The sequence below is a fragment of the Haemophilus sp. HMSC066A11 genome, assembly GCF_001811665.1.
Lineage (GTDB): Bacteria > Pseudomonadota > Gammaproteobacteria > Enterobacterales > Pasteurellaceae > Haemophilus > Haemophilus influenzae.
In genome coordinates, this window is the sequence record NZ_KV805866.1 from 484,048 (window position 1) to 496,740 (window position 12,693).

Annotated in this window: 16 protein-coding genes, 2 tRNA genes, 1 pseudogene and 1 riboswitch; of the genes and pseudogenes, 4 read left to right on the top strand and 15 right to left on the bottom strand. The window is 38.8% G+C overall.

Annotated elements, in window-relative coordinates; genetic code table 11:
• Position 1: 1 nt before the first annotated feature.
• The 11 genes from rpsC to ftsY all read right to left on the bottom strand — a co-directional run bounded on the left by rpsC (position 2) and on the right by ftsY (position 7,218).
• The gene (rpsC, locus tag HMPREF2813_RS05365; protein WP_005625894.1) at positions 2-709 is read right to left on the bottom strand and encodes a 30S ribosomal protein S3; all 708 of its coding nucleotides are present in this window, start codon (positions 707-709) and stop codon (positions 2-4) included.
• A gap of 17 nt (positions 710-726) precedes the next feature.
• Entirely contained in the window at positions 727-1,059 is a 333-nt protein-coding gene (rplV, locus tag HMPREF2813_RS05370; protein ID WP_005625897.1) for a 50S ribosomal protein L22, read from the bottom strand.
• Positions 1,060-1,070: 11 nt separating this feature from the next.
• The gene (gene rpsS, locus HMPREF2813_RS05375; protein WP_005539416.1) at positions 1,071-1,346 is read right to left on the bottom strand and encodes a 30S ribosomal protein S19; all 276 of its coding nucleotides are present in this window, start codon (positions 1,344-1,346) and stop codon (positions 1,071-1,073) included.
• Between the two features lie 25 nt (positions 1,347-1,371).
• On the bottom strand, positions 1,372-2,193 hold the full coding sequence (gene rplB, locus HMPREF2813_RS05380; protein WP_005652371.1) for a 50S ribosomal protein L2: 822 nt from the start codon (positions 2,191-2,193) through the stop codon (positions 1,372-1,374).
• Between the two features lie 17 nt (positions 2,194-2,210).
• Positions 2,211-2,510, bottom strand: coding sequence for a 50S ribosomal protein L23 (gene rplW, locus HMPREF2813_RS05385; protein WP_005632756.1), 300 nt, complete (start codon positions 2,508-2,510; stop codon positions 2,211-2,213).
• Positions 2,507-3,109 (bottom strand): 50S ribosomal protein L4, encoded by a 603-nt coding sequence (rplD, locus tag HMPREF2813_RS05390; protein ID WP_014551071.1) that lies wholly within the window; start codon positions 3,107-3,109, stop codon positions 2,507-2,509. The genes rplW and rplD overlap by 4 nt, the downstream gene beginning before the upstream one ends.
• A 15-nt stretch (positions 3,110-3,124) precedes the next feature.
• Positions 3,125-3,751 carry a 50S ribosomal protein L3 gene (rplC, locus tag HMPREF2813_RS05395; RefSeq protein ID WP_005632753.1) on the bottom strand — a complete coding sequence of 209 codons (627 nt, stop codon included), beginning with the start codon at positions 3,749-3,751 and terminating at the stop codon, positions 3,125-3,127.
• 16 nt (positions 3,752-3,767) lie between these two features.
• Positions 3,768-4,079 (bottom strand): 30S ribosomal protein S10, encoded by a 312-nt coding sequence (gene rpsJ / locus HMPREF2813_RS05400; protein WP_001181005.1) that lies wholly within the window; start codon positions 4,077-4,079, stop codon positions 3,768-3,770.
• A gap of 319 nt (positions 4,080-4,398) precedes the next feature.
• Entirely contained in the window at positions 4,399-5,331 is a 933-nt protein-coding gene (gene ftsX / locus HMPREF2813_RS05405) for a permease-like cell division protein FtsX (RefSeq protein WP_014551072.1), read from the bottom strand.
• 9 nt (positions 5,332-5,340) lie between these two features.
• Entirely contained in the window at positions 5,341-5,997 is a 657-nt protein-coding gene (ftsE, locus tag HMPREF2813_RS05410; RefSeq protein ID WP_005648452.1) for a cell division ATP-binding protein FtsE, read from the bottom strand.
• Between the two features lie 18 nt (positions 5,998-6,015).
• On the bottom strand, positions 6,016-7,218 hold the full coding sequence (ftsY, locus tag HMPREF2813_RS05415; protein ID WP_014551073.1) for a signal recognition particle-docking protein FtsY: 1,203 nt from the start codon (positions 7,216-7,218) through the stop codon (positions 6,016-6,018).
• 96 nt (positions 7,219-7,314) lie between these two features.
• Between ftsY and rsmD the strand changes: the two genes are divergently transcribed.
• Together rsmD and trmL are read left to right on the top strand one after the other, a co-directional pair.
• Entirely contained in the window at positions 7,315-7,896 is a 582-nt protein-coding gene (rsmD, locus tag HMPREF2813_RS05420; protein WP_014551074.1) for a 16S rRNA (guanine(966)-N(2))-methyltransferase RsmD, read from the top strand.
• Positions 7,897-7,905: 9 nt separating this feature from the next.
• Positions 7,906-8,388, top strand: coding sequence for a tRNA (uridine(34)/cytosine(34)/5-carboxymethylaminomethyluridine(34)-2'-O)-methyltransferase TrmL (gene trmL / locus HMPREF2813_RS05425; protein WP_005666214.1), 483 nt, complete (start codon positions 7,906-7,908; stop codon positions 8,386-8,388).
• Positions 8,389-8,436: 48 nt separating this feature from the next.
• On the opposite strand, the gene HMPREF2813_RS05430 is transcribed toward trmL, so the two are convergent.
• Together HMPREF2813_RS05430 and ribB are read right to left on the bottom strand one after the other, a co-directional pair.
• Complete coding sequence (locus HMPREF2813_RS05430; RefSeq protein ID WP_014551075.1) at positions 8,437-9,273, bottom strand: glycosyltransferase family 25 protein; 837 nt, start codon at positions 9,271-9,273, stop codon at positions 8,437-8,439.
• A gap of 26 nt (positions 9,274-9,299) precedes the next feature.
• Positions 9,300-9,947 (bottom strand): 3,4-dihydroxy-2-butanone-4-phosphate synthase, encoded by a 648-nt coding sequence (gene ribB / locus HMPREF2813_RS05435; protein ID WP_014551076.1) that lies wholly within the window; start codon positions 9,945-9,947, stop codon positions 9,300-9,302.
• 88 nt (positions 9,948-10,035) lie between these two features.
• Positions 10,036-10,213: riboswitch (FMN riboswitch) on the bottom strand.
• On the opposite strand from ribB, the pseudogene nadR reads away from it, so the two are divergent.
• A pseudogene (nadR, locus tag HMPREF2813_RS05440) lies at positions 10,190-11,431 on the top strand (multifunctional transcriptional regulator/nicotinamide-nucleotide adenylyltransferase/ribosylnicotinamide kinase NadR); the annotation flags it as partial. It overlaps the preceding riboswitch by 24 nt.
• Positions 11,428-12,108, top strand: a complete 681-nt coding sequence (locus tag HMPREF2813_RS05445; RefSeq protein WP_005655549.1) for a metallophosphoesterase family protein — start codon at positions 11,428-11,430, stop codon at positions 12,106-12,108. The pseudogene nadR and the gene HMPREF2813_RS05445, both read left to right, overlap by 4 nt.
• Positions 12,109-12,326: 218 nt before the next feature.
• On the opposite strand, the gene HMPREF2813_RS05450 is transcribed toward HMPREF2813_RS05445, so the two are convergent.
• Together HMPREF2813_RS05450 and HMPREF2813_RS05455 are read right to left on the bottom strand one after the other, a co-directional pair.
• Positions 12,327-12,402: transfer RNA gene (locus HMPREF2813_RS05450), tRNA-Asn, on the bottom strand.
• A gap of 2 nt (positions 12,403-12,404) precedes the next feature.
• A tRNA-Phe gene (locus HMPREF2813_RS05455) sits at positions 12,405-12,480 on the bottom strand.
• Between the last annotated feature and the right edge of the window lie 213 nt (positions 12,481-12,693).

Here is a 12,693-nt window from a genome sequence, read left to right on the forward strand (position 1 = left end):
CTTACTTACGACCTTTACCGCGAGGAGCCTTTTTAGGCTTGTCGGCAGGTTGTTGTTCTGATTGCGCAACGGCAGCCATTCCACCAAGAATTTCACCTTTGAAGATCCACACTTTAACGCCGATTACGCCGTAAGTTGTGTGAGCTTCTGCAGTGTTATAATCGATGTCCGCACGAAGAGTATGTAGAGGTACGCGACCTTCACGATACCATTCTGAACGTGCGATTTCTGCACCACCTAAACGACCGCTAACCTCAACTTTGATACCTTTAGCACCTAAACGCATAGCGCTTTGTACCGCACGTTTCATTGCACGACGAAACATTACACGACGTTCTAATTGAGAAGCGATGCTATCTGCAACTAATTTCGCATCTAATTCAGGTTTTTTCACTTCAGCAATGTTGATTTGAGCAGGAACGCCAGCGATTTTAGACACTGCGTTACGTAATTTTTCAACATCTTCGCCTTTTTTACCGATTACGATACCAGGACGAGCTGTGTGAATAGTTACACGAATACTTTTAGCTGGACGCTCAATAGTAATACGTGAAACTGAAGCATTTGCTAATTCTTTATTTAAGAATTTGCGTACTTTGAAATCGCCTTCAAGATTGTCAGCGAAGTCTTGTGTATTCGCGAACCAAGTAGAGCTCCAAGGTTTAACAATACCTAGGCGAATACCATGTGGATGTACTTTTTGACCCATTGCTATTCCTCTACTTATTAACGATCTGACACAACCACAGTAATGTGGCTAGTACGTTTTAAAATACGATCTGCACGACCTTTAGCACGTGGCATAACACGTTTCATGCTAGGACCTTCATCAACGAAGATTTTAGCAACTTTAAGATCATCAATATCTGCACCGTCATTGTGCTCTGCGTTTGCAATAGCTGATTCTAAAACTTTCTTCACTAAAGCTGCTGCTTTTTTGTTAGTGAAAGTTAAAATTTCTAATGCTTGCGCAACTTTTTTACCACGAATTAAATCGGCAACTAAGCGAGCTTTTTGGGCAGAAGTGCGAGCGTAACGATGTTTTGCGATAGTTTCCATCTATTTACCTCTTATTTCTTAGCTTTCTTATCTGCCGCGTGACCGCGGTATGTACGAGTCGGTGCAAATTCACCAAGCTTATGACCGATCATTTCATCAGATACATAAACAGGAACGTGCTGACGACCATTATGGACTGCGATGGTCAATCCGATCATTGATGGAATGATCATTGAACGACGGGACCAAGTTTTAATTGGTTTTTTATCCCCGCTTTCCACCGCCTTCTCTACCTTCTTCAACAAGTGTAGGTCAAGGAAAGGACCCTTCTTGAGAGAACGTGGCATGGCTAATCCTCTTTAATTTAATCTATTATTTGCCACGACGACGTACGATATATTTATCAGTACGTTTGTTGTGACGAGTTTTCTTACCTTTAGTTTGAACGCCCCAAGGAGTTACTGGGTGTTTACCAAAGTTACGACCTTCACCACCACCGTGTGGGTGATCTACTGGGTTCATTGCAGTACCACGAACTGTAGGGCGAATACCTCTCCAGCGGTTAGCACCAGCTTTACCCAATACGCGAAGCATATGTTCTGAGTTACCAACTTCACCGATTGTAGCAACACATTCAGCTAATACTTTACGCATTTCGCCAGAACGTAAACGTAAAGTTACATAGTTGCCTTCACGTGCGATGATTTGTACATAAGCACCAGCAGAACGAGCGATTTGACCGCCTTTACCTGGTTTTAATTCAACGTTATGTACTGTTGAACCAACTGGGATATTACGCATTGGTAATGAGTTACCCACTTTAATTGGTGAGTTTATGCCAGCTTGGATTTGATCGCCTACTGACAAACCTTTAGGTGCTAAAATATAACGGCGTTCACCATCTTTATAAAGCACTAAAGCAATGTTAGCAGAACGGTTTGGATCATATTCTAAACGCTCAACAACCGCTGGAATGTCTAACTTGTTACGTTTGAAATCTATTAAACGGTAGTGTTGTTTGTGACCGCCACCAATGTGACGAGTAGTAATACGACCATAGTTGTTACGACCACCAGTTTTAGATTTAGTATCTAGAAGAGGTGCGTAAGGTTTACCCTTGTGTAATTCAGGGTTCACGATTTTAACAACGTGACGACGACCAGCGGAGGTCGGCTTACATTTAACGATAGCCATTCTCTAATTTCCTCCGATTACTCTGCACTGTCCACGAAGTCCAAGTTTTGGCCTTCGGCTAAAGTTACATAAGCTTTTTTCCAGTCGCTGCGACGACCCATTTTGTTACCACGGCGTTTAGTTTTACCTTTAACAACCACAGTACGAACTGAATCTACTTTTACTTCAAATAATTGAGCAACCGCAGCAGCAATTTCAGCTTTGTTCGCATCTAAAGCAACTTTAAGTACAACAGTGTTAGATTTTTCAGCATTGTTAGTTGCTTTTTCAGAGATGTGCGGTGCACGTAGCACACTTAGCAAACGTTCTTGACTCATGCTAGGATCTCCTCAATTTGTTTCACAGCATCAACAGTAACAATCACTTTATCGAAAGCGATTAAGCTAACTGGATCGATACCTTGAACATCACGTACATCAACTTTATATAAGTTACGTGCGGCTAAGAATAGATTTTCATCTAAACTTGCTGTGATAATTAACGCATCTTCAACGGCTAAACCTTTTAATTTTTGTACTAAAACTTTAGTTTTTGGTGCATCTAATTCAAATTTTTCCACCACAACCAAACGGTCTTGACGAACTAATTCAGAAAGAATGCTTTTGATAGCACCACGGTACATTTTCTTGTTCACTTTTTGGCTGTGATCTTGTGGTTTAGCCGCGAAGGTTGTACCACCAGAACGCCAGATTGGTGATTTAATATCACCAGCACGAGCACGACCTGTACCTTTTTGACGCCAAGGTTTTTTACCCGAACCAGACACTTCAGCACGAGTTTTTTGCGCACGAGTACCTTGACGTGCACCTGCTGCATAAGCAACAACAACTTGGTGGATCAACGCTTCGTTAAACTCACGTCCGAAGGTAGTTTCAGAAACAGTGAGTGCGTTTGCACCTACAACTTGTAATTCCATCTCTATCTCCTAGACTTATGCTTTAACTGCCGGCTTAACGATAACATCGCCATTGATAGCACCAGGTACAGAACCTTTTACTAATAGCAATTTACGCTCAGCATCTACACGAACAACTTCAAGTGATTGAACAGTTACACGTTCAGCACCTAAATGTCCTGCCATTTTTTTACCTTTAAACACACGACCCGGAGTTTGGTTTTGACCAATAGAACCAAGTACACGATGTGATAAAGAGTTACCGTGTGTAGCATCTTGAGTACGGAAGTTCCAACGTTTAACACCACCTTGGAAACCTTTACCTTTAGAAGTACCAGTAACATCTACTTTTTTAACATCTGCAAAGATGTCTACATTGATTTCTTGACCTAAAGTGAATTCTTCACCTTCAGTACGAAATTCCCATAAACCGCGACCAGCTTCAACACCTGCTTTCACGAAATGACCTGCTTCAGGTTTAGTTACACGATTCGCTTTTTTAGAACCAGTAGTAACTTGAACTGCAGTATAGCCATCGTTTTCAAGAGTTTTAACTTGAGTTACGCGGTTGGCTTCAATTTCGATAACGGTAACTGGTACTGACACGCCGTCTTCATTGAAGATACGGGTCATACCAACTTTACGACCGACTAAACCAATCATTGTAATAACCTCTTAATTAACCTAGGCTGATCTGCACGTCCACGCCGGCAGCCAAATCTAAACGCATTAATGCATCAACAGTTTTTTCTGTTGGCTCTACGATATCTACTAAACGTTTGTGAGTACGAATTTCGTATTGGTCACGTGCGTCTTTGTTTACGTGTGGAGAAATCAACACGGTGAAACGCTCTTTACGAGTTGGTAAAGGAATTGGACCACGAACTTGTGCACCAGTACGTTTAGCTGTTTCTACGATCTCCGCAGTAGATTGATCGATCAAACGGTGATCGAAAGCTTTTAAGCGGATACGGATTCTTTGGTTCTGCATTAGACCAGAGCTCCAATAAAATTTAGCTAATAAAAAAACTAACACCAATCACAATTCTAACTTCAAAATAGAAAAGGAGGTGCAAGTTACCTGTTATATAGTCTCCAAATCGGAAACATTGTTAGCCTGACATATCGTCATGCCCGTTCAATAAATGATTACATTAAACGGCTCTCATATTGAAAGCTTATGAATGCTACACAAAAGTTAAACAAATTGCAAGGAATTTATTCAAAACAAATAAAAAGTGTGGTTATTTTTCTCCATATTTCTCTTTCAAAAAATATATTGAACAATAACCGCACTTTAACACCTTCAATTAATAACGATTATCTAACACCGACAAATGCCGTTTTGCAGAAATCCACGCTCCAACATAGCCCATAATTAAACAGCACACTAATAAGAATACAAATTCGCCAACGCCTAACCCATTCAAACTGAATTGGACGGCAAAAATATCCGTTACATATTTCACCGCAGAAGTAAAATAGCTGATAATAAAGCTACTAAAAATTGCTGCAACTAACCCTCCTAACAGGGCATAAATCATCCCTGTATAAAGATAAGGACGAAGGATAAACTGATCTGTTGCACCAAGCAATTTCATCACATCAATACTTGAGCGGCTACTGTACACATCAGAGCGAATACTGTTACCAATAACTAAAAATACCGCTATCGTCATTAATACAGTGCAGAAAATTGCCACATGGGCAATCAACCATGAAAGTGCGGTTAATTTTTCCATCCAATCGTTATCTAAGCGAACTTCTTGCACGCCTTTAATTTTATTTAAATTGGTACGTAATTCGTCACGTTTTTCTGAAACATTAAATTCGCTCGTCGGTTTTACAATAACGACCGCAGGCAATGGATTATCATCTAAAATTTCTAATTCTTCACCAAAGCCAGACCAGCTTTTAAATTCCTTTAAACTTTCTTGACGAGAAACATAATTCAGTGATTCTACGCCTTTTTGCTGGCGGATTTTTTCTACCACTAAATTCGCGTTTTCCTCACTTAAATTTTTATGAAGATAAATAGTCAATTCACTTTCAGGATAAAATTGAGTGGTGGCTAAATGCAAATTTTTCCACATTAAATAGCTCACAGTTGGGATCGTAAGCGAAACGGCAATCACTAAAATCGTGAGCAGCGTGCCAAATTTACGTTGCCATAAATCCGCCCATACTGCACGCAAAGTATAGGCTGTTTGAACAAAAACAGATGCATCCGTTGATCGGCTCATGATTATTCCTTAATAACGTAAATAACCTTGTTCAAGCACAAGACAAGGTTTTGGTTTTTGTTGAATTAAATTAATGTCGTGAGTAGCAATTAACACCGTCATTCCTAGACGATTAAATTCTTCAAACAAATTAAAAATCCCCACGGAAAGTTCATCGTCTAAATTACCCGTTGGTTCATCTGCCAATAAGAGTTGAGGTTTATGCACAATCGCACGCGCAATATCCACGCGTTGCTGTTCTCCGCCAGAAATTTGCGGTGGCAAATAGTGGGCTTTATTACGCAATCCTACACGATCTAAAGATGCCATTGCTCGAGTATTCGCATCTTTTGGATGCATACCTGCAATAATCAACGGCAATGCCACATTTTCCACTACAGTACGATCTGTTAATAAACGATAATCTTGATGAACCATACCAATTTGGCGACGCAGAAATGGAATTTCATATTTTGACAAGCGAGTAATATCATGCCCGTTAAACCAAATTTGACCCGCGTTGGCTTTTTCCATCCCCATAATAAGCTTGAGTAATGTACTTTTCCCTGCGCCTGAATGCCCAACCAAGTAAGTCATACTTCCCACCGGAAGATGAAAATTCAAGCCCTGTAACGCTGGCTGTGTTGCGCCATGATAGGCTTTAGAAACATTTGAGAACTTAATCACAATTTTTCCTTATTCTTTTTATTCTTCTTCATGAATGAATAATGCCTCAATAAATTCTTTCGCATTAAACTCACGTAAATCTTCAATTTTCTCGCCTACACCGATATAGCGAATAGGCAACTTAAACTGATCGGCTATGGCAAAAATCACACCACCTTTTGCCGTGCCATCTAATTTTGTTAGAGAGATTCCTGTTAAACCCACAGCTTCATTAAATAATTTCGCTTGGCTAATAGCATTTTGTCCCGTGCCAGCATCCAGCGTAAGCATAATTTCATGTGGTGCAGTTTCGTCATATTTTTTCATAACACGAACAATTTTTTTCAGTTCGTCCATTAAGTTATTTTTATTTTGTAAACGACCCGCCGTATCCGCAATAAGAATATCAATATTGCGTGCAGCCGCTGATTGCATCGCATCAAAAATCACAGACGCAGAATCAGACCCCGTGCTTTGCGCAACAACTGGAATATGATTGCGTTCTCCCCAAACTTGAAGCTGCTCAACAGCCGCTGCGCGGAAAGTATCACCTGCTGCGAGCATCACTGATTTTCCTTCAGCCTGAAATTTACGCGCCAGTTTGCCGATAGTAGTGGTTTTACCCACGCCATTCACACCCACCATCAAAATCACATAAGGTTTTTTCGTATTATCGATCACAAGCGGTTTCGCTACAGGCTCTAAAATATTTGCCATTTCTACTTTTAATTGTTGATATAAAAGCTCAGCATCTTGTAATTCTTTGCGACTTGCGTGTTCAGTCAAATTTTTGATGATTTTACTTGTTGTCGGCACGCCAATATCCGCAATCAACAGTTGTTCTTCTAATTCTTCAAACAACTCATCATCAATTTTCTTTCCTAAGAAAAAACCACGAAAACCCGCACCAATATTTTGTTTAGTTTTCAGTAACCCCTTAACTAAACGACTAAAAAAGCCCCCTTCACTTGGCTTTTCGCGAGTTTCAATTTCAACAACAGGCTGAAGGTCATCTTCTAACTTTTTCGCTTCGATGATTTCTTCGACTGGCTCAAGTGCGGTTGAAATTTCCTGTATTTTTTCTTCTTCGACTAAATCATGAGTTTCAAGTTTTTCAATAGACGACTCGATATCTTTTATCTTTTCTTCTTCAATTATTGGCTCAATTTTAGGTTCATCTTGCTTTTTATTACGCCCAAATAATGATGCCCAAAATCCGCCTTTTTTATTTTCTTCAGCCATAAAATGCTCTCTTAACTGTAATCCGATAAAAATGTTGTTTATTCTAGCAAAAAATCGTCTAAACTAAGCACAATTTTCAATAAAAATCGAATCTTTATGAAAAAAATACAAACGCCAAATGCAAAGGGCGAAGTTCGCATTATTGCTGGACTGTGGCGAGGGCGAAAACTTCCCGTATTAAATTCTGAAGGCTTACGCCCAACTGGCGATAGAGTGAAAGAAACGCTTTTTAATTGGTTAATGCCTTATATTCATCAGTCTGTATGTTTAGATGGCTTTGCGGGGAGTGGTTCATTAGGTTTTGAAGCACTTTCTCGCCAAGCGAAAAAAGTGACTTTTTTAGAACTAGATAAAACTGTCGCCAATCAATTAAAAAAGAATTTACAAACACTCAAATGCTCATCAGAACAGGCTGAAGTAATTAATCAAAGTAGTTTGGATTTTCTAAAACAGCCACAAAATCAACCGCACTTTGATGTGGTGTTTTTAGATCCACCCTTTCATTTTAATTTGGCAGAACAAGCAATTAGTTTGCTTTGTGAAAATAACTGGCTAAAACCCAATGCGTTAATTTACGTAGAAACAGAGAAAGATAAACCGCTTATTACTCCTGAAAACTGGACGTTATTGAAAGAAAAAACGACGGGAATGGTGAGCTATCGTTTATATCAGAATTAGAGAAAAATTATGTTAGATATTGTTTTATATGAACCAGAAATCCCACAAAATACGGGGAACATTATTCGCCTTTGTGCCAACACAGGATTTCGCTTGCACTTAATTGAACCGCTAGGGTTTACTTGGGATGATAAACGCTTACGCCGCTCAGGTTTGGATTATCACGAATTTGCGGAAATCAAACGCCACAAAACCTTTGAAGCCTTTTTAGAAAGCGAAAAACCCAAACGCCTTTTTGCACTTACAACAAAAGGCAGTCCAGCCCATAGCCAAGTGAAATTTGAACTTGGGGATTATTTAATGTTTGGCCCCGAAACTCGCGGCATTCCGATGTCAATTTTAAATGAAATGCCGATGGAACAAAAAATCCGCATTCCAATGACAGCCAATAGCCGCAGTATGAACTTGTCCAATTCTGTCGCAGTAACGGTTTATGAAGCGTGGCGACAATTAGGCTATAAAGGTGCGGTAAATTTACCAGAAGTAGAATAAACAAAAAAGTGCGGTTAAAATTCAATAAGATTTTTAACCGCACTTTTGTTATTTAAATGGAACTTGTTTTCCAAACATTTTTATTTTTACTCGTCCAAATTCATTTTTTATTTTTTCTAAAATAGAAAACTTGCGTTGATTTCCATGTACTCTATCTCTCCCTTCTTTTAAACTGCTTTCAAAAGGATTATCTGGATGTAACACAAAATCTTGAACGCAAATACCAGGAGAAAGTTGTACTATTTTATAATCTTTAAAATGTAAAAAATCCTCAAAAACAAGGGAGTCAACCGCCACATCAAGTGGTTTATTTTTTACTAATTCAAGCAAATATTTAGCCCCTTTTGCTGTAACAGTATATCCAGCAGTTCCAGATTGCTTTACCGTCATGGGATAAACATTTCTATCGCATTTTACAGATTTTGGTTGTTTAAAGAACATCTTGCCATTTGCTTCTAATTTTAAAACATGAATATCATCAGAAATATAATCAATTTCTAATAATTCTTTGGCATTTTCCCCCAAATGAATATCATCTTCAAAGATATTGATATAGTTTAAATTATTTTCTAATGCTAAATCCCATAAAACAATATGGCTTAATGCGCAACCAATTTCCCCATCCGACAACTTGGCTTTAGGAGAGCGATCTAATGTAATATTAAATTTTTTAGCGGTTTCTTCAATAATGTCGGGCGTAATAGCATCAAAAAATTCGAAAGGAATATTCTGCTTACCGAATTCGTCTGTAATATGTTTTCGGCGTTTTTGTTCAGTAGTTAAACTGATAACATAATTGTGCTGAGCTGCATTATGCATAATAAGTAACCCAAATAAATAAAAAGTTGGAACAGTATAATATAAAAAGTGCGGTAAAAAAATCATAGAAATTTTCACCGCACTTCTTCGTTTTAAATATTATGTGCTAAACGATATTCAACTAAATCTTCAATGGTTAGCACCGAATAACCAAATTTTTTCGCAAATTCTACAATCTCGGGGGTGCGCGCCATTGTGCCGTCGTCATTCGTGATTTCACAAATAACGCCTGCTTCTTTAAATCCTGCCAGACGCGCTAAATCAACGGAAGCTTCTGTGTGTCCGCGACGAGTAAGTACGCCACCATTTGCTGCACGAAGTGGGAACAGATGGCCTGGACGATGTAAATCTGTTGGAACTGCATTATCAGCAATAGCCGTTTGAATAGTGGTTACTCGGTCTGCGGCAGATACGCCTGTAGAAACACCTTTTGCGGCTTCAATCGTTACAGTAAAAGCCGTTTTGTTTACGCTATTATTGTGTTCTACCATTGGCGGTAAATTGAGTTGTTGGCAACGTTCATCAGTAATGCATAAACAAACAATGCCACTGCCATAACGAATTAATTTTGCCATTTGTTCTGGCGTGATTGTTTCTGCTGGGAAAATTAAATCGCCTTCATTTTCACGATCTTCATCATCTAAAACTAATACGCCAGTTCCATTTTTAAAGGCATTAATTGCATTAAGTACGCGTTCTTCAGCGGTGTTGCCGAATGGAGATAAAATTGACTGATTCATAGTAATTTCCTAATTTGAGATTTCAATTAAATACCAGAATCAGGGCTGAGAAATGCAAATAAAATAAACGATTTGGGAACCCAACTCGTTTTATTCTCTTTCATCCAGACTTTACTGTCGGCTTTGGAATTTCACCAAATCTGCTGACTTTAAAAGTGAAAATCAGGACAATTTCGCAGGAAAAATTTGCCAAAAATTGACCGCACTTTTAAACGCTCGTGGGCTTTACCACCGGTAGGGAATTTCACCCTGCCCTGAGAATGCGAGCTAAGTATAACGCAAAATACCTAGGCACTAAATCAGAACGTGAAAAATATTTTCATTTAGCCTACAATAAACACACTCAATTCTTACGCTATCAAGAGCAGATTATGTCAAAAACAAAAGAGAAAAAAGTCGGTGTCATTTTCGGGAAATTTTATCCTGTACACACAGGTCATATAAATATGATTTATGAAGCGTTCAGTAAAGTCGATGAACTACACGTTATCGTGTGTAGTGACACTGTGCGCGATTTGAAATTATTTTACGATAGTAAAATGAAACGCATGCCAACCGTGCAAGATCGTTTGCGTTGGATGCAGCAAATTTTCAAATATCAAAAAAATCAGATTTTTATTCATCATTTGATTGAAGACGGTATTCCAAGTTATCCAAACGGCTGGCAATCTTGGAGTGAAGCAGTTAAAACCCTATTTCATGAAAAACATTTTGAACCTTCAATCGTATTTAGTAGCGAGCCTCAAGATAAAGCGCCTTACGAGAAATACTTAGGTTTAGAAGTATCGTTAGTCGATCCTGACCGCACTTTCTTTAATGTGTCCGCAACCAAAATTCGCACCACTCCATTCCAATATTGGAAGTTTATTCCGAAAGAAGCTCGTCCTTTCTTTGCCAAAACGGTGGCGATTTTAGGGGGAGAAAGCAGTGGTAAAAGCGTGCTAGTTAATAAGTTAGCCGCCGTATTTAATACCACTTCTGCGTGGGAATACGGGCGTGAATTTGTATTTGAAAAGCTCGGTGGCGACGAGCAAGCGATGCAATATTCTGACTATCCGCAAATGGCGCTTGGTCATCAACGATACATTGATTATGCCGTGCGCCATTCTCATAAAATTGCATTTATTGATACAGATTTCATTACCACGCAAGCATTCTGCATTCAATATGAAGGAAAAGCCCATCCTTTTTTAGACTCAATGATTAAAGAATATCCCTTCGATGTCACTATTTTACTTAAAAACAATACTGAATGGGTGGATGATGGCTTGCGCAGCTTAGGCTCACAAAAACAACGCCAACAATTTCAACAACTACTCAAAAAACTGTTAGATAAATATAAAGTTCCTTATATAGAGATTGAATCACCAAGTTATCTTGATCGCTATAACCAAGTTAAAGCAGTCATTGAGAAAGTGTTAAATGAAGAGGAAATCAGTGAATTACAAAACACAACCTTTCCTATAAAAGGGACATCTCAATGATTTTATTTGCTGGTGATCCGCACGGAAGCTATGATCACATTTACCCTTTTATAAAAGAACAGGAAAATGTCGCACTGATAATTTTAGGCGATTTACAGCTCACGACAGCAGATGAGTTGGATAAACTCGCACAACATTGTGATATTTGGTTTATTCATGGAAATCATGATAGCAAAACTATTAGTGCTTTTAATGCAATTTGGGGTTCTAAGTGGCAATCACGCAATTTACACAATCGCGTAGTTGATATTCAAGGAACTCGCATTGCGGGATTAGGCGGTGTATTCCGCGGGCAAATTTGGATGCCACCAAATCGCCCCATGTTTTTTGATCCTATTCATTATTGCCAATATAGCCCACAGGAGAAGATTTGGCGAGGCGGTGTGCCTTTGCGTCATCGCACGTCAATTTTTCCATCAGATATTGAAATCTTAGAAAACCAACAAGCAGATGTGTTGATTTGTCACGAAGCCCCTAAACCACATCCGATGGGTTTCCAAGTAATTAATGATTTGGCAATGAAGATGGGGGTTAAGCTAGTATTCCACGGACATCATCACGAAAACTTTACTTATCGAACAAAGTATCCCTACAAAATCACGAATGTAGGTTTCCGCAGTCTTGCTGATGCAGAGGGAAATTATTTGCTACAAACGATCGACGATCGTGAAAAATAAATCTATTCCAAAATAAAAGCCGATTCATTTTTCTTCTTTAAGTTAAACGCAAGCGACTTAGGTCGCTTGCTAACATCAAAAATAAGAAGGCTCTCGCTCATTGATACGCCATTTTGAATTTTGATGCCTAGTTATAGTTACAAGACTAGAGAAGATTATATATTTTATATATAAGAAAGCAAAAAGCCGCTAAATCTCTTTAGCGGCCTTTCTAAATTTGGCTCCTCCTGCGGGACTCGAACCTGCGACATATGGATTAACAGTCCACCGTTCTACCGACTGAACTAAGGAGGAAATGGTGCCTCGAGGCGGAATCGAACCACCGACACGGGGATTTTCAATCCCCTGCTCTACCGACTGAGCTATCGAGGCGTTATCGTTATTGGCTACTGCCTGACAACGGGGCGTATTAAACTATTTTTTCGGTTTTCGGTCAATAACTAAATTCAAAAAAAATGGAAAAAACATTTCATTTGAATAGTTAATCATCAATATGTTTATTAAAACAACGAAATAATAAAAAACTATTTTAAAATTTGCCGCACTTTTTTAATAAAAAATGCTCAATGGTGTTAGCCAGCGAGC